Annotated in this window: 13 protein-coding genes and 1 riboswitch; of the genes, 9 read left to right on the plus strand and 4 right to left on the minus strand. The window is 67.2% G+C overall.

Annotated elements, in window-relative coordinates; all coding sequences use genetic code 11:
* Positions 1-181: 181 nt before the first annotated feature.
* A riboswitch (M-box (ykoK) riboswitch) is annotated at positions 182-360 on the minus strand.
* Between the two features lie 63 nt (positions 361-423).
* A complete protein-coding gene (locus ACFVUS_RS35560) occupies positions 424-1,059 on the minus strand; it encodes a TetR family transcriptional regulator (RefSeq protein ID WP_387776889.1) in 636 nt (211 codons plus the stop codon).
* Positions 1,060-1,155: 96 nt separating this feature from the next.
* Between ACFVUS_RS35560 and ACFVUS_RS35565 the strand changes: the two genes are divergently transcribed.
* Positions 1,156-1,938, plus strand: coding sequence for an SDR family NAD(P)-dependent oxidoreductase (locus ACFVUS_RS35565; protein WP_387776892.1), 783 nt, complete (start codon positions 1,156-1,158; stop codon positions 1,936-1,938).
* Positions 1,939-2,047: 109 nt separating this feature from the next.
* Complete coding sequence (locus ACFVUS_RS35570) at positions 2,048-3,871, plus strand: BTAD domain-containing putative transcriptional regulator (protein WP_387776895.1); 1,824 nt, start codon at positions 2,048-2,050, stop codon at positions 3,869-3,871.
* A 41-nt stretch (positions 3,872-3,912) separates the two neighbouring features.
* Here the strand turns inward: ACFVUS_RS35570 and ACFVUS_RS35575 are convergent, their stop codons facing one another.
* Positions 3,913-5,262 (minus strand): DUF2252 domain-containing protein, encoded by a 1,350-nt coding sequence (locus ACFVUS_RS35575; RefSeq protein ID WP_387776898.1) that lies wholly within the window; start codon positions 5,260-5,262, stop codon positions 3,913-3,915.
* Between the two features lie 76 nt (positions 5,263-5,338).
* On the opposite strand from ACFVUS_RS35575, the gene ACFVUS_RS35580 reads away from it, so the two are divergent.
* Together ACFVUS_RS35580 and ACFVUS_RS35585 are read left to right on the plus strand one after the other, a co-directional pair.
* A complete protein-coding gene (locus ACFVUS_RS35580) occupies positions 5,339-5,695 on the plus strand; it encodes an immunity 51 family protein (protein ID WP_387776901.1) in 357 nt (118 codons plus the stop codon).
* Between the two features lie 41 nt (positions 5,696-5,736).
* A complete protein-coding gene (locus tag ACFVUS_RS35585) occupies positions 5,737-6,612 on the plus strand; it encodes a DMT family transporter (RefSeq protein WP_387776904.1) in 876 nt (291 codons plus the stop codon).
* On the opposite strand, the gene ACFVUS_RS35590 is transcribed toward ACFVUS_RS35585, so the two are convergent.
* Positions 6,545-7,711 carry an AI-2E family transporter gene (locus tag ACFVUS_RS35590; protein ID WP_387776907.1) on the minus strand — a complete coding sequence of 389 codons (1,167 nt, stop codon included), beginning with the start codon at positions 7,709-7,711 and terminating at the stop codon, positions 6,545-6,547. The genes ACFVUS_RS35585 and ACFVUS_RS35590 overlap by 68 nt on opposite strands.
* 174 nt (positions 7,712-7,885) lie before the next feature.
* Here ACFVUS_RS35590 and ACFVUS_RS35595 point away from each other — a divergent pair, with 174 nt between their 5' ends.
* The 5 genes from ACFVUS_RS35595 to ACFVUS_RS35615 all read left to right on the plus strand — a co-directional run bounded on the left by ACFVUS_RS35595 (position 7,886) and on the right by ACFVUS_RS35615 (position 13,923).
* Positions 7,886-8,545, plus strand: a complete 660-nt coding sequence (locus ACFVUS_RS35595) for a phosphate uptake regulator PhoU (RefSeq protein ID WP_387776910.1) — start codon at positions 7,886-7,888, stop codon at positions 8,543-8,545.
* A gap of 132 nt (positions 8,546-8,677) precedes the next feature.
* Complete coding sequence (locus ACFVUS_RS35600; RefSeq protein WP_387776913.1) at positions 8,678-11,137, plus strand: MFS transporter; 2,460 nt, start codon at positions 8,678-8,680, stop codon at positions 11,135-11,137.
* Between the two features lie 356 nt (positions 11,138-11,493).
* Entirely contained in the window at positions 11,494-12,348 is an 855-nt protein-coding gene (locus ACFVUS_RS35605; RefSeq protein ID WP_387776916.1) for an SGNH/GDSL hydrolase family protein, read from the plus strand.
* A gap of 166 nt (positions 12,349-12,514) precedes the next feature.
* On the plus strand, positions 12,515-12,922 hold the full coding sequence (locus tag ACFVUS_RS35610) for a hypothetical protein (protein ID WP_387776919.1): 408 nt from the start codon (positions 12,515-12,517) through the stop codon (positions 12,920-12,922).
* 242 nt (positions 12,923-13,164) lie between these two features.
* Positions 13,165-13,923, plus strand: a complete 759-nt coding sequence (locus ACFVUS_RS35615) for a DUF6319 family protein (RefSeq protein ID WP_387776922.1) — start codon at positions 13,165-13,167, stop codon at positions 13,921-13,923.
* Here the strand turns inward: ACFVUS_RS35615 and ACFVUS_RS35620 are convergent.
* Positions 13,920-14,318 carry a hypothetical protein gene (locus tag ACFVUS_RS35620; protein ID WP_387776925.1) on the minus strand — a complete coding sequence of 133 codons (399 nt, stop codon included), beginning with the start codon at positions 14,316-14,318 and terminating at the stop codon, positions 13,920-13,922. The genes ACFVUS_RS35615 and ACFVUS_RS35620 overlap by 4 nt on opposite strands.
* Between the last annotated feature and the right edge of the window lie 29 nt (positions 14,319-14,347).

Below are 14,347 nucleotides of genomic sequence, written 5' to 3' on the forward strand. Positions count from 1 at the left end.
GTGAATTATGCGCGCCGAATCATCGGACGCGATGTGGTGTGCCGGCTACCGGCCCCGCGCAGGAGGGGGCTGGTCCGGAGATCCCGGAACGTCGTCACTGGTCATCGGATGCCTCACCTCCCAACGGGTAGAACGCGATAGGTCAGCGCACCGGGGGAGGAACGCCCGGAAACGATCCGGGCAGACACCCCTCTCGTCAAAGCTTCGGCACTGCACGACGTGTTCCGATCCGTGCGGATCGAAAAGCCACTTAGGATAACCCCTTAATCCGGAGAAATCTGTCCTAACCTTGGGCGTCTCTCGACGTCGTCAGATCAGTGGCCTGTGTTCGTGCAGGAGCCTCGCCTATCGAGGTGCGAGCCCAAAACTAGTAACACATTCCGAAATTGTCAATTCCCTGAGAAATGACGCGGAATTTCGGTGCTACAGCAGGATGTGCGCGGCCAGCCGGGCCAGGCAGGCGTCGACGGCGTCGGCTGGGGAACCGGAGTGGTTGCCGGTGGCCCAGAGTTCGTTGGCGAGGCGGACCGCGGTGTTGGCCATGGCGGCGGCCAGGGCCACGTCGAGATCGTCGGGTGCGCGGCCGGTGCGCGCGGCGATGATAGGGATGAGGCGGGTTTCGCAATCGTGTTGTACGCGTAGCCAGGTGGCGCGCAGCGCGGGGAGTTCGGTGGCGGCGCGCAACAGCGGGCGGAGCAGTGATTCGGCGATGCCCTCATCGGCGAGAGCGGCGGCGGTGGCGGTGCGATAGGAGTGGCCCAGGGCCTCGCGCAGCGGGAGTTCGGGTGGGCAGGAGGCGAGTTCGTCGGACCAGGCCTGGGTGCCGATGGCCAGCAGCGGGGCCACCACGTCCTCCTTGCCCGCGAAATAGCGGTAGAAGGTGCGCAGGCCCATGCCCGCCGCGGCGGCGATGTCATCGACCGTTGTTGCGGTGTAACCGTTTTCGGCGAAGAGGTGGGCGGCGACCATGGCGACTTCGCGGCGCGTGGCGGCGCGGCGGGTCGCGCTCAGGGCGGGACGGCCGGGGGCGGGCGCGGTACGGTTTCGGTCGCTGGTCACAGGGGGACTCTACCGAGCCGGAAACATTTAATGGCGCGATGTGCCATTTGTGGCATATCGTGTCAGAAACACTCGCTTTGATCAGGAAGAGCTCTCATGAACCGTCTCGAACAGCGCCGCATCCTGGTGACCGGCGCCGGATCCGGTATCGGGCAGGCCACCGTCCTTCGCCTGCTGTCCGAAGGCGCGGTCGTCGTCGGCGCCGATGTGAACGCCGAGGGCCTCGAGCTCACCCGCAAGCACGCCGCCGAGGCCGGCACGGCCGAACGCCTCAGCACGCTGGAGATGAACATCGGCCAGGAGGCCGACGTCATCGCGGGTGTCAAGAGCGCGATCGATACGCTCGGCGGGCTGGACGCACTGGTCAACGCGGCGGGCATCCTGCGCGCGGCGCACACCCACGAGACCTCGCTGGACCTGTGGAACCAGATCATCGCCGTCAACCTCACCGGCACCTTCCTGGTCATCCGGGAGGCGCTGCCCGCACTGCTGGCCAACCCGAGCAGCACCGTGGTGAACTTCAGCTCCACCTCCGCCAATTTCGCGCACCCGTACATGGCGGCCTACTCCGCGAGCAAGGGCGGTATCCAGACCCTGACCCACGTGCTCGCCCTCGAATACGGCAAGCAGGGCTTGCGCGCGGTCAGCGTCGCGCCCGGCGGGATCAAGTCCGGCATCACCGACGCGACTCCCGGCTACCTGCCCCAGGATTCGGACTGGTCGCTGTTCAGCCGCCTGATCGCCGTTGTCCCGCAGGACAATCCGGCCGAGATGGCGGGACCGGAGAATGTCGCGGGCGTCATCGCCATGCTGGTCTCCGATGACGGCAAGTTCATCAGCGGCACCGAGATCCGCATCGATGGGGCCGCGCACACCTAGTCCGCGCCGTCGCGCCCCGCACTGCCGCGTGATGTAGGGGCTTTGCCGAACACCCCTGAGGCTGTTAGTTTTTGCACCTCACCACGGGTTTCGGGGCACGGCGGAGGATATGATCGAATTCAGGTTGCTGGGCTCCGTGGAGTTGCTGGTGGACGGCCGCGTCGTTGATCTGGGGCCGTCCAAACAGCGGGGGATCGTCGCGGCGCTACTCGCCGAGCCGGATCAGACCATCTCGACCGATACCCTGGTCGCGCGGGTATGGGATGACCCGCCGGAGACCATCCGAAATTCGGTGTACACCTATATGACCAGGCTGCGGCGCATTTTGCGCACCGCGGGCACCCGGGCCGGCGCGACCCCCGAGATTCGCCGCGTGCACGGCAGCTATCGGTTGGAGGCGCCGCCGAACAGCGTCGACCTGTCGGTGTTCCGCGATCTGGTGGCCCGCGCCCGGGCCCTGACGCTCGATGATCCCGCCCGCGCGCAAACCCTGAGCCGGGCGCTCGCGCTCTGGCGCGGGGAGCCGCTGGCCGGATTGGACAGCGATTGGGTGCGGCGCTTTCGAGACAGCCTGCGCCAATTGCGCCACGAGGTGATCGCCGAATGGGCCGATGCCGAACTGCGCCTCGGCAATCCGAAATTGGTGGCCGCCGATCTGCGCAAGGCGCTGCTGGAGCATCCGCTGGCGGAGGATCTGCACGAACGGCTGCTGCGGGCGTATCACCTGGACAACCGCGGTGCCGAAGCGCTCTCGCACTATGACCGGCTGCGCCGCACCCTGGCCACCGAACTCGGTGTCGATCCCGGCCCGCGACTGCGGGAATTGCACGCTCAGTTGCTGCGCGCGACCGAAACCGCTCCGGGGGAATCGATTTCATCGGGATCGGCACCGGAGCGCGGGACAGCGCCCGGCGCGGAACTCGCATCCGGGGTGCGGCCCGGCGCGGATGTGCTCGCCCCGAACGGATTCCGTGGCCGGACCGCCGAAGTCGAGCGGGTCCGCCGCGCGCTGGTCGAGCACACCGCCGGTGCATCCCGTCCGGTCCTGATTACCGGAGGCCCGGGAATCGGTAAGTCCGCCTTGGCTTTTCGCGTCGCCAATTTGATGTCGGAGCAGTTCCCGGACGGTGTGCTGCGAGCCGAACTCGGGGGTTCGACCTCGAACCCCGCGGATCCGGCTCAGGTCGTGGCGTCGCTGCTGGACGCGCTCGGGGTGCCGGCGGCCGCGCTGCCGGTCGATCTGTCCGCCCGCGTGGCCCGCTATCGAGCCGAACTCGCCGAGCGGCGGGTGCTGGTGGTGCTCGACGATGCGGCCTCGGCGGCACAGCTGGCCCCGCTGCTGGCCCCCGGACCCGGCAGCGCAATGCTCGTCACGAGCCGTTTCATGTTGGGTGCGAAGTCTTTTCGCACCGTATTGGTGCGTGAGCTGCCGATGACCGAGAGCCTGGAGATGCTGTCCGCCATTGTCGGCCCGGACCGGGTCGCGGCCGAGGAATGGGCCACCACCGCGCTCATTCGCTGCTGCTCCGGCATTCCGCTGGCCCTGCACGCGGTCGGCTCGCGGCTGGCGGCCCGCCCGGAGTGGACCATCACCCAGCAGCTCGGCCGAATGTCCGAGGAGCAGCGCCGCCTGCGCGAATTCGCCTATGGCGCAGCGGATATCCGCGACGGCATCACCGCGACCGTGCGCCGCCTCGGCCCCGACGCCACCCGGGCGCTGCACCATCTCGGCGCCACCCTGTCCCCGCGCGAACGCTTCAGCACCGTCACCCTGCCCGGCCTCGCCGATCCCGACGCCGCCCTGGACGAACTCCTGGAAGCCCACCTGCTGACCGTCGCGGACCAGGACGGCGCGCGCCCGCAGTACGTCATGCTCGAAATCCACCGCCTCTACGCCAAACACCTGATGCCGCACGCGGTCCCGGCGGCCTGAGTCGTAGCCGGTGCGGCCCGAACCCATGCGCGCCGGGTCGATCAGGTGGCCGCGTCGATGCGGCCCAGGTCTATCGCGGTGAGCAGGGCGGCGTGGTCGGTGGCGGTCTGGTCGGCGTAGGCCAGGGCGAAATCGGCCATGGCGCGGTCGAATACGTCGCCGGTGCCGAGGTAGGCGGCGATGGCGACGCGGTCGCCGGAGCGGGCGTGGCCACGGGCCAGGGTGCGGCCGCACAGGTTTGCGTACTTGCCCAGTTGTTCGGCGTTCATATCGTCGATGGTGATGGAGCCCTTCATATCCCGGAGTTGCCGCCAGTAGTAGAAGCGGCCGTCGGGGCCGGTGGCCCAGCCGAGGAAGATGTCACCCGCGGCCTGGGTGAGGCGCTGGCCGTGTACCACCCGGTGGCCCTGATGGCGGAATACGCTGGCGCGCAGATGATTCGCCAGCACCGAGGTTTCGGCCTGCTTCACCTGCAGGAACAGCGGGTCACCGGTGGCGTGCCCGGTGAGCAGCGCGATGAAGCAGCGGGTGCCGACGCTGCCGACGCCGACCACCTTCATGGCCAGATCGCGCAGCTGATAGCGATCCAGCAGCACCCGGCGCTCCTCGGGCAGGCTGGTGCGGTAGTCCGCGAGCACCGAATCCAGGTCCGCCTCTTCGATTTCCGAGATGGGCAGCACCAGGGGTGGATCGGCTTTGATGCGTGGCTCACCGTCCGGTCCGGGTTCGGTGAGCTTGTCCAGGGCCTGCAGGCTGGTGCGGGTCTTGGCCTTGTTGATCACCTTCTCGACGGTCTTGCGGTCCTGTGGACGCAGCACCGCGGCGGCATCCTCGGCATTGACCATCTCGTACCAGACCTCGGTCTCGCCGAGGGTCGCCAGTTGCGCCATGGTCTCGCGGTACGCCGTCGCGGCGGCCATGGCCGCCGCACCCGCCTCGGTATCGGAGTTGCCATTGGCGCGCGCCGCCACCGCGACGCTGGCGGCGAGCCGCTTCACATCCCATTCGAACGGTCCGGGCAGGGTTTCGTCGAAGTCGTTGAGGTCGAAGACGAGGGCGCGCTCGGGTGAGGCGAAGAGCCCGAAATTCGACAGGTGCGCATCACCGCAGAGCTGCACGGTGAGCCCGGTATCGGGTCCGGCGGCGAGATCGGCCGCCATGATCGCGGGCGCGCCCCGGTAGAACGGGAACTGCCCGGCGGCCATGCGCGCGTACCGGATTCGCACCAGTTCGGGCACCCGGGTGGTGGCCTGCTGTTCCAGAATGCCGATCGGATCGGCGCGATCGGGTCCGGGTCGCCATTCACCGAGTTGGGTGCGCGACGCCTGTTTGCGCGCGGCCCGCCCCGCCTCGGCCGCCTCGGCACTGCCCACCCGCTCTGAAGTCGACATGTGCGAACTTTAGTGCGCGGGCGGCCCGCACGGTCGTATCTGTCGATTGTCGGTGTCGCCCGCTAGGTTCGCCGATATGACCGATCGCGAAACCTTCGCACCGCTGGTGTTCTTCGAATACGACCACAACCCCGGCAACTACTGCCTGATGCTGTCGGACAGCCACATGATCGAACTCGAAGAGGTCTTCGCCGAGTCCGGCTACGAATGCGGCGGCTACGCCTGGGCCGGGGTGGCCCGGTCCGCGGTGGCCACCCGCGCACCCGAACTCGACGGAAAGTTCGGCCTGGACCCGGAAGCGGGAACTTTTGTCGCGTACGGGGAAGACGCGGAGACCCTGCGGCGGTTGGGTCTATTGCTCCAGGAGGCCTTCCGGGAGCGGGCCGTGCTCACCGAATTGATCGCGAGCGGCGACCCGGAGTGGTTCGACTGAGAGGTGTTCGCCATGCGGTACCGGTTCGGCGGAGGTGAGTGGTGAGTAGGCGCGGTTGGGTGCTGTTCCTCGCCATGGGCGTGATCTGGGGCGTCCCCTACGCCATGATCCGGGTGGCCGTCGGTGATTTCGATCCGGTGGTGGTGGCCTTCGGGCGCACCGCCATCGGCGCGCTGGTGCTGCTGCCGGTGGCGCTGTACGCCAAGGTGCTGCTACCGGTGCTGCGGCAGTGGAAGTGGGTGCTGGTCTACACGATCGTGGAGATCACCGGACCGTGGCTGCTGATCGGCACCGCCGAGACCACGCTGACCAGTTCCACGGTCGGGCTGCTGCTCGCCGCGGTGCCGTTGATCGCGGTGGTGGTGGTGACCCGGCTCGGGCACGAACGCCTGGACACGCGTCGCATCACGGGTCTGGTGATCGGCATCGCCGGGGTGGCCGCACTGGTCGGCCTCGATATCGACGTGTCGAATCTGGGTGCGCTGGCGGCCATTGCGGTGAGCGCGGTCGGCTACGCCTTCGGCCCGATCATCATCGATCGCAAGCTGAAGGAGCTACCGCCGATCGGCGTGGTCACCGCCTCGCTGGTATTCGCCGCGGTCATCTATCTGCCATTCGCGGTGTGGCGCAGGCCCGTTCACTACCCGGCCGATGCCACCTGGTCGGTGGTCGGTCTGGGGTTGCTGTGCACCGCGCTGGCGTTCGTGGTCTTCTTCGCGCTGATCGGTGAGGTCGGCCCGGCGCGGGCCACCGTCATCACCTACATCAATCCGGCGGTGGCGCTGCTGATCGGTGTGAGCCTGCTGGGCGAGCCGCTGACCGCCGGTATGGCGATCGGCTTCCCCCTGGTCATTCTGGGTTCGATTCTGGGGACGGCCCGTTCGCGGGATCTGGTGCGGGAGCCTGCGTCGGCTTGACGCGGTCGATGCGCGGATCCTCGGTGACGTCGTACCGGGTGACGTATTCGCTCAGGAACGCCTGCAGTGTCGCGGTCGCGGGAATTGCCAGCAGCGCCCCGACCGCGCCCAGCAGCGCCCCGCCGACGATGACCGACAGCAGTGCCACGGCCGGGTTCACATCGACCGTGCGCGCGGTGATGCGTGGTTGCAGCACGTAGTCCTGAATCCACTGGTACACAACGACGAACAGCACCACCCAGACCGCGTCGATGGGCCGGATGGTCAGCGCCACCAATATCGGCAGAATGCCCGCGATGTAGGTGCCGATGGTCGGCACGAACGAGGCGATGACGCCGAACCAGATGCCCAGCGCGAAGGCGTTGGGCAATCCGATCAGCCATAGGAACGCCCCGTGCGTGACGGCGGAGATGACCGCGAGCAGCGCGCGGGAGTAGAGGTAGCCGCCGGTCTTATCGATGGCCAGATCCCAAGCGTGCAGTACCGCACCCTGTTTCGCGGGCGGCAGCAGTGAGCACAGCGACCGCCGCAGCTTGGGTCCGTCGGCGGTCATGTACACGCTGAAGAGCGCGATGGTGACCACCCGGGCGAAGCCGCCCAGCACGGTATTGGACAGTCCCCACACATTGTTCGCGGCGCGCTCGGCGTACGAGCTGATGACGTCGGAGTCCTTGAAAAGCCGGTCGCGGAGTTGATGCACGGTGAAATCCTGGTGAAAGGTGTGATTGACCCAGGACACCAATTCGTCCAGCAGACGCGGCAATTCGTCCAGAACATTGCCGACGGTCTCCACCATGAGAATGCCGAGCGTCACCAGGAAGCCGATGGTGCAGGCGAAAACGACGAGGAATACCACCGCCGTGGCGATCCCGCGATTGACCCCGCGCCCGGCCATGGCGTCCACCGCGGGCTCCATGGCCAGGGAGATGAAGAAGGCCACCGTCATCATGACGGCGATCCCGATCAGTTCGTGTGCGGCCCAGTTGACCAGCTCGAACACCCCGAGCAGGGCGAAGGCGAGCACCATCGCGCGGGGCAGCCAGGTCGGCATCCGGCTCGCCGGGGGCGGGGTTTCGATGGACACGGAGGTCTCGGCCACCGCCCCAGTGTCGGGCACCCCGGGCGCTTTTCCGGATGCGACGCACCGGTGCCCGGGCAATGAATACGACTGGTCGGTTGGTTATTTTCCGATGACATGGCCGAGACGCATTCGGGCGGAATGCTTTTGCCGCGATATTGTGCAGTTGTGCGGGTGGGCGGACAAGATATGCGAGTGCGGACGAAATTCTCCATCGAGCTCATGGCGCTGACCGATGAGCTGGCGCATATGGCGCGGCTGACCCATGAGGCGGCCGAACGTGCGGCGGTGGCGCTGGAGGGCAGTGACCTCACGGCGGCCTACGAGGTATTCGCTCTCGAGGAGCAGGTGCAGATCGAGCACGCCAAGTGCGAGGACCGCTCGGTCATACTGCTGGCCCTGGAGGCCCCGGTGGCGCGCGATCTGCGCCACGTGGTGACGGCCATGCAGATCGCCGACGATCTACTCGGCATCGCCGCCGCGCTGAGCCGGGTCGCCGATGTGGTGGTGCGCCGCTATCCGGAACCGGTTGCGGTGCAGCCGATCGCCGAGATGCTGACCGAGATCGCCGGTGCGGTAAGCGCTCTGGTGGATCTGGTGGTGAGAGTCATTGCCGCGCAGAATCCGCCGCGCGATCAGGTGCTGGTGCCGCGCGATGAGGCCTTGGACCGGCTGCGGCTGCGCGCCGCCGAGGCGGCCGCGGATTCGGGCTGGTCGCACGGTTCGGCCATGGCCATCGATATCGCCATGATGGCGCATCACTTCGGGCACTGCGTGGATCACTCGGTGCGGATCGGTCAGCTCATTCGCTTCTTCCACACCGGAATTCCGCTGTACGCACAAGTGGAGGGGTAACCACCTCATAGCGGGGGTGGCCGGTCAGGGGCCGGATCGGCAGGGGTACGCTGCCCGAATTGCTTCATGGCGAGGTCTTTTCGAGTAGCACCGCACTGCACGGACACCCGAAATCCGACAAGGGCCCCAAACATGACTAATGCCCCAACCAAGCCGCGGGTTATCCCGCCGGCTTCGGAAAGCGGTGCGAGAGAGTCACTGTCGCACCGTCAGATTATGACCATATTGTCCGGTTTGTTGCTGGGCGTATTTCTGGCGGCACTGGATCAGAACATCGTCAGCGTGGCGATCGTGCGCATCGCCAACAGCCTGCACGGCTTCGATCAACAGGCCTGGGCCACCACGGCGTACCTGATCACCGCCACCATCAGCACCCCGCTGTACGGCAAGCTCGCCGACATCTACGGCCGAAAACCCTGCTACCTCATAGCCATCGGGGTTTTCGTACTCGGTTCGGTGGCCTGCACCTTCGCCACCACCATGTACCAGCTCGCCGGATTCCGCGCGGTACAGGGCATCGGCGCGGGCGGGCTCATGTCGCTGGCCTTCACGATCATCGGCGATATCGTGCCGCCCCGGGAAAGAGTGCGCTACCAGGGCTATTTCATGATGGTCTTCGGTATCGCCACCGTGCTCGGCCCGGTGCTGGGCGGCTTCTTCTCCAATGCCGATCACCTGCTGGGCCTGGAGGGCTGGCGCTGGGTGTTCCTGGTCAACGTCCCCATCGGCGTACTCGCCATGCTGGTGGTGGCCCGGGTGCTCAACGTGCCGTTCGAGCGCAAGCGCATTCGCACCGACTGGCTCGGCGCGATCACCCTGACCGCCGCCACGGTGCCGCTGCTCATCATCGCCCAGCAGGGCCGGGACTGGGGCTGGCAGAGCCATCGCGCGCTGCTCTGCTACAGCATCGCCGCGGGCGGGTTCGTGCTCTTCCTGATCGTGGAATTCCTGATGAAGGACGCCGCACTGATTCCGTTGCGGCTCTTCCGCAATGGCACCTTCAGCCTCGCCATCATCGGCGGACTCATTGTGGGCGTTGCCATGTTCGGCGCCATCGTGCTGGTGCCGCTGTATTTCCAAGTGGTGCGCGGATATTCACCGACCAAGGCCGGACTGCTCATGCTGCCGCTGGTGGTCGGCATCATGATCGGCGCCCAATTGGCCGGACTGGTCACCAAATTCACCGGCCGCTACAAGGTGCTGCCCATCCTGGGTTCGCTGGTGATCGCGATCGGGTCGGTGCTGTTCGCGCGGGTGCACTACGACAGCGCGCTGTGGCAGCCGCTGCTGTACTGCGGCATCATCGGTTTCGGCCTGGGCGGCTGTATGCAGACCCTGGTCATCGCCACCCAGAACGCCGGTCCCCGTTCGGATATGGGCGTCTCGACCGCCGCCGCCACGTTCTTCCGCCAGATGGGCGGCACGCTGGGCGTGGCGATCTTCCTGACCATCCTGTTCAATCTGCTGCCCAAACGCATCCTGCGGGCCTTCGGCGGTGAGCTGCCGCCCGGGTTCGACGCGGGGGAGCTGGGCCGAATCCAGAGCAACACCACCGGGATCGCCGCACTGCCCGAACAGGTGCGGGACCCGATCCTGATCGGTTTCACCGATGCCATGGCCGGGGTGTTCTATGTGGCGGGCGCGGTGGCGGTGCTGGCCGCGTTCGTGCTCATGTTCATGAAAGAGATTCCGCTCCAGGACATGCCGAGCCCGGCGGCGGCCGAGGCCGCGCCACCGGAACCGGAACCCGAGGTCGAACCCGAACCCGAGCAGGAATTGCGGATCGTCGAGCCGACCGGACTCGCCATCTCCGGCTGCGTGCACCGCGAGGACGGCACCTCGATTCCCGATGCCGTGCTCACCCTGATCGATCAACGCGGACATCAGGTTTCGCGCGCGCTGGGCACCACCGACGGCTCCTATGCCATCGGCGCGCCTCGCCCGGGCGGTTACGTCCTGATCGTCTCCGCCTACGGCTATCAGCCGACGGCGGTGACCATTACGGTCGCGCGGCGTCCGCATCAGCTCGATATCGCGCTGATCGGCTCCGGTGAGGTCTCGGGCGTGGTGCGGGCGGCGGGCCGCGGCGCGCCCCTGGCCGATGTCTCGGTCACCCTCACCGACACCTACGGCGATGTGGTCGCCTCCGCCGTCAGCACCTCCGACGGCGCGTACGTCTGCCGCGGCGTGCTGGCGGGGAATTACACCCTGGTGGCGGTGGCGGGTCATATGCGCCCCACCGCGGTCACCCTGACCGTCCCGGACTCCGGCATGCTCCGCCACGATGTCGAACTGCTGCCGCGCGCGGTGCTGGCGGGATCGGCGAGCACCGATGCGGGACACAAGGTTCCGGACGCCCAGATCACCGTCCTGGACGAGGCGGGCGACCTGATCGCCGTCACCCGCACCGACGACACCGGCCACTACGTGGTCCCGGATCTGGCGGACGGCCGCTACACGGTGATGGCGCGCGGCTATCCGCCCGTCTTCAGCCGCGTCACCGTGGTGGACGGCGAGGTCGCCCACGATGTGCTGCTCGGGTACGAGCGCGAGCACGCCGAGGCGGTGCTGGCCGCGGGAGACCGGATGTGAGACAGCGGGTTCCGGTCGCGGCTCTATCGCGACCGGGGTCGGTGGAGACCGCTGCCGGAATCGGTTCCAGCAGCGGGAAGGGCACGATCCGGGCGGACTCGGCGCGGATCTCGGTGATCACCGCGCCGAGGAAGTGCGCGTAATCACCGCCCGCCGGTTGGCTGTAATCACCGCCGCCGGTCGCCTGTAACCGCCGACGTGGGTTGGCTGTCGCTGGTTGGCCGTAGTCGCCAGAATTCACCTTTTCGCCGCGCGTGGTTGTCGGGCGGCTGCTACGTTCCCAACTGAACAACGGTCCAGTTCACTGTCGGGGTGTCGGTCAAAGGGGAAACGACTTGAAACTCTCGCATGCCTTGGTGACGGTTGCAGCGCTCGCGGTAGTGCTCCCGGTCGGCACGGCGCACGCCGAACCCGCGGTGAACGAGTATGTGGCGCTGGGCGATTCGTGGGCGGCCGATGCCACCCTGAGCCAGGTGACCACCGCCTTCACTCCGCTGCATTGCGTGCAGAGCATCGGAAACTATGCCAAACAGGTGGCGGCCGCGCTCGCGGTCCCGGTGTTCCGCGATGCCACCTGCGGCGGTGCGGTGACGGTCAATATGACCTCCCCGCAAGCCTCCGTATTCGGCAGCAACCCACCGCAATTCGATCGGCTGACCGAGTCCACCGATCTGGTGACCCTCGAAATCGGCGGTAATGACGCGGAACTGGCCGCCACCGTCTCCGATTGCGTCACCGCCGATCCGCGCGCCACGCCCTGTCTCGACGCGATGGTCGTGAACGGGGTGGACCGGATGTCGGCGAATATCGCGCGTGCCGAACCCCGGGTGGCCGCGGTGCTCGCGGGCATTCGCGAGCGCGCTCCGCACGCGCGCGTGCTGCTGCTGGACTACTTCGAGGGCATCGGCGTCACCGGTGGGTGTTTCCCGATGATCCCGATTTCCGATCCGGACGCGATCTGGCTGGGCGGCAAGCTCATCGAATTGCACGACATGCTCGCCCGGGTGGCCGCGACCAGCGGCGTCGAGTTCGTGGACACCTACTCCGGCAGTGCCGGGCACGATGCCTGTCAGCCGGTCGGCACCCGCTGGGTGGAGGGTCTGATCCCGTTCTCCGGCACGCCGGTCGGGCTGGCCGTACCCTTCCATCCGAACCAGTTGGGGGCGGACTATCAGGCCCGTCGCGTGCTGGAGGTGTTGGGTGCGAACTGATCTTCCGCCCCCGGTGCGACACGCCTAACGCGTCATGTGACGACACGCGGGTCAGCTGGGGTAATCTCTGCGCGCGGCTAATTAGCGGCAACAGTGTTACGGGGGGCGGCTGATTGACCGCACGGCTGATTTGTTGCACAGAAGTGCGTGGTGGAAAGGGAGATTCATGATCGCCCCCTACCTGAGGCTCGTCGGTGTTCTCGGTGGATGCGCGGCTGTGCTGGCGGGGTGTACGCGAGCGGGTACGCCGACGCCGGGAGTCGAGGGCGCCGATAAGGCCGAAGCCCAGCACAGCACCGCGGAAATGCAGCGCAGCGCGTTCGTCACCGGCTGTGGCGGCACCTCGGCGGGCTGGGAGGCCACCGCGGTGGTGAGCAACCGGGATCAGGTGGAACACCGGTACCTCGTGGTGATCAGTTTCCTGACCGCGGAATCGACGGTGCTGGAACGCACCAGTACCGAGGTGACCGTGGCGGCCGGTGCCACCCAGGACTTCACCACCGAGACCAAACTCGATCCGGTGACCCGGCCGCAGAGCGTGCGTTGCGTGCTGCGCGGGGTCGAGCAGCTCTGAGCTGAGCGAGTCGACAGCGCTGAGCGGAGCGAGCCGACAGCCCTGAAAGTTGGGCGCGCCGGGGGCTCTGCGCCTACGATCGGACCCGCCGGCCATGCTCGGTGGGCCGCACGAGTTGGATTAGCTAAACGTTCACTGACCAGTGCGTCGGTGGCGGTGCGAATTCTCCGGATGTGGATTTGTCGGTGCCATGGGGCATGCTCTGTGCACGCTGATGTCCAACCGTCCGCCCGGAGAGTCCCATGTCGTCCCGTAGCACCAAGCCACAGCCCTTGTCGGAGATAGAGATTCGGCAGATCGCCGAGCAGATCGATGCAGGCCGTCCGCCGATGGTGTGGTTCACGGCGGCAGCGGTCGGAGTACCGGAAGGCCGTTCCGGCAAGGTGATCTCACTCGGTGATCCGTCCGAGGGTGATTTCCTGCAGGTGAAGCCGACCGGTTCCAAAGATGTGCTTTCGTTCGGCCCCACCGAGGTGACCCTGACCAAACCGGCCCGGCAGCAGTCCGCAGCCGGTGCGAAACAGAAAACGGCAACCAGGAAGGACCCCACCGTGACGATGCCGTCGCCCGCAGCCCCCACCGCGACCATTGCCGCCACTCCGCCGAGCGCGCCCGCCGCGCCCAAGCCCGAGACAGCTGTTCCCGCAACCGAAACCAGCACCGAGGCCGCCAAGGCCAAACCGGCTGCCGCCGCATCCCGCCCCGCGCGCAACGCGGCCGCCGCCAAGAAGCCCAAGGAACCGGAAGTCGTGGTGACGCTCAGCGGCACCGCCGACGGCGAGTGGACCTTGGACGTCGTCAATGGCAAGAAGCGCACCATCAAGGGCCTGTCCGTACCGGGTTCGTCGGTCTCGCAGGCCGCCAAGCTATTGCACCCGGAGGTCGCCGAGGTGGTCGACGGCGTGCTCGAGGCGGTGCGACTGACACAGCGTGCCAAGGTCGAGCAGCTGCAGGCCGAATTGGAGAACGCCCGGCGGCTGCTCGACGAACTCGCCGGCTAGCCTTCCGCCGCAGGAGGTTCCGCGTCCGGAGCAGCGGGAACGTTGCCCGGCCGGAACCCCAGCCCGCGCAGGAAGTTATCGATACCGGCGGCGATATTCGGTCCCATTCGACCGATCTTGTCGCCCCAGCCGGAGGATCCGGTGCCCTTGCCGGAGCCGGTGTACGGCGCGTAGGGGTTACTGGAACCGCCTGTGGCCGAACCGCTTCCGATCGAACCCGGATTCAGTGATCCGGTGCCGATGGCGATATCCGTCGCGGCCGGTGCGGTCACCGCGGGGGTGTTCCCCAGCTCCAGCGGCGCCGCGTTGGCGGCTCCCGCCGCGCCGAGCGCGAGTGCGACCGAGGCGGCCCCGGTCGCGGTGAGTAGTCGATAGCGACTCGTCGTAATGTTCATTGAAATACCCGAATATCCGTGCGTTGACA

The sequence above is a fragment of the Nocardia sp. NPDC058058 genome (genome assembly GCF_042885355.1).
Lineage (GTDB): Bacteria > Actinomycetota > Actinomycetes > Mycobacteriales > Mycobacteriaceae > Nocardia.

Bases quoted from the DNA above. Each gene is read 5' to 3' on its own strand.
- ACFVUS_RS35565 (WP_387776892.1), top strand. From the start codon at position 1,156: ATGAACCGTCTCGAACAGCGCCGCATCCTGGTGACCGGCGCCGGATCC.
- ACFVUS_RS35600 (WP_387776913.1), top strand. From the start codon at position 8,678: ATGACTAATGCCCCAACCAAGCCGCGGGTTATCCCGCCGGCTTCGGAA.
- ACFVUS_RS35580 (WP_387776901.1), top strand. From the start codon at position 5,339: ATGACCGATCGCGAAACCTTCGCACCGCTGGTGTTCTTCGAATACGAC.
- ACFVUS_RS35570 (WP_387776895.1), top strand. From the start codon at position 2,048: ATGATCGAATTCAGGTTGCTGGGCTCCGTGGAGTTGCTGGTGGACGGC.
- ACFVUS_RS35575 (WP_387776898.1), bottom strand. From the start codon at position 5,262: ATGTCGACTTCAGAGCGGGTGGGCAGTGCCGAGGCGGCCGAGGCGGGG.
- ACFVUS_RS35615 (WP_387776922.1), top strand. From the start codon at position 13,165: ATGTCGTCCCGTAGCACCAAGCCACAGCCCTTGTCGGAGATAGAGATT.
- ACFVUS_RS35620 (WP_387776925.1), bottom strand. From the start codon at position 14,318: ATGAACATTACGACGAGTCGCTATCGACTACTCACCGCGACCGGGGCC.
- ACFVUS_RS35610 (WP_387776919.1), top strand. From the start codon at position 12,515: ATGATCGCCCCCTACCTGAGGCTCGTCGGTGTTCTCGGTGGATGCGCG.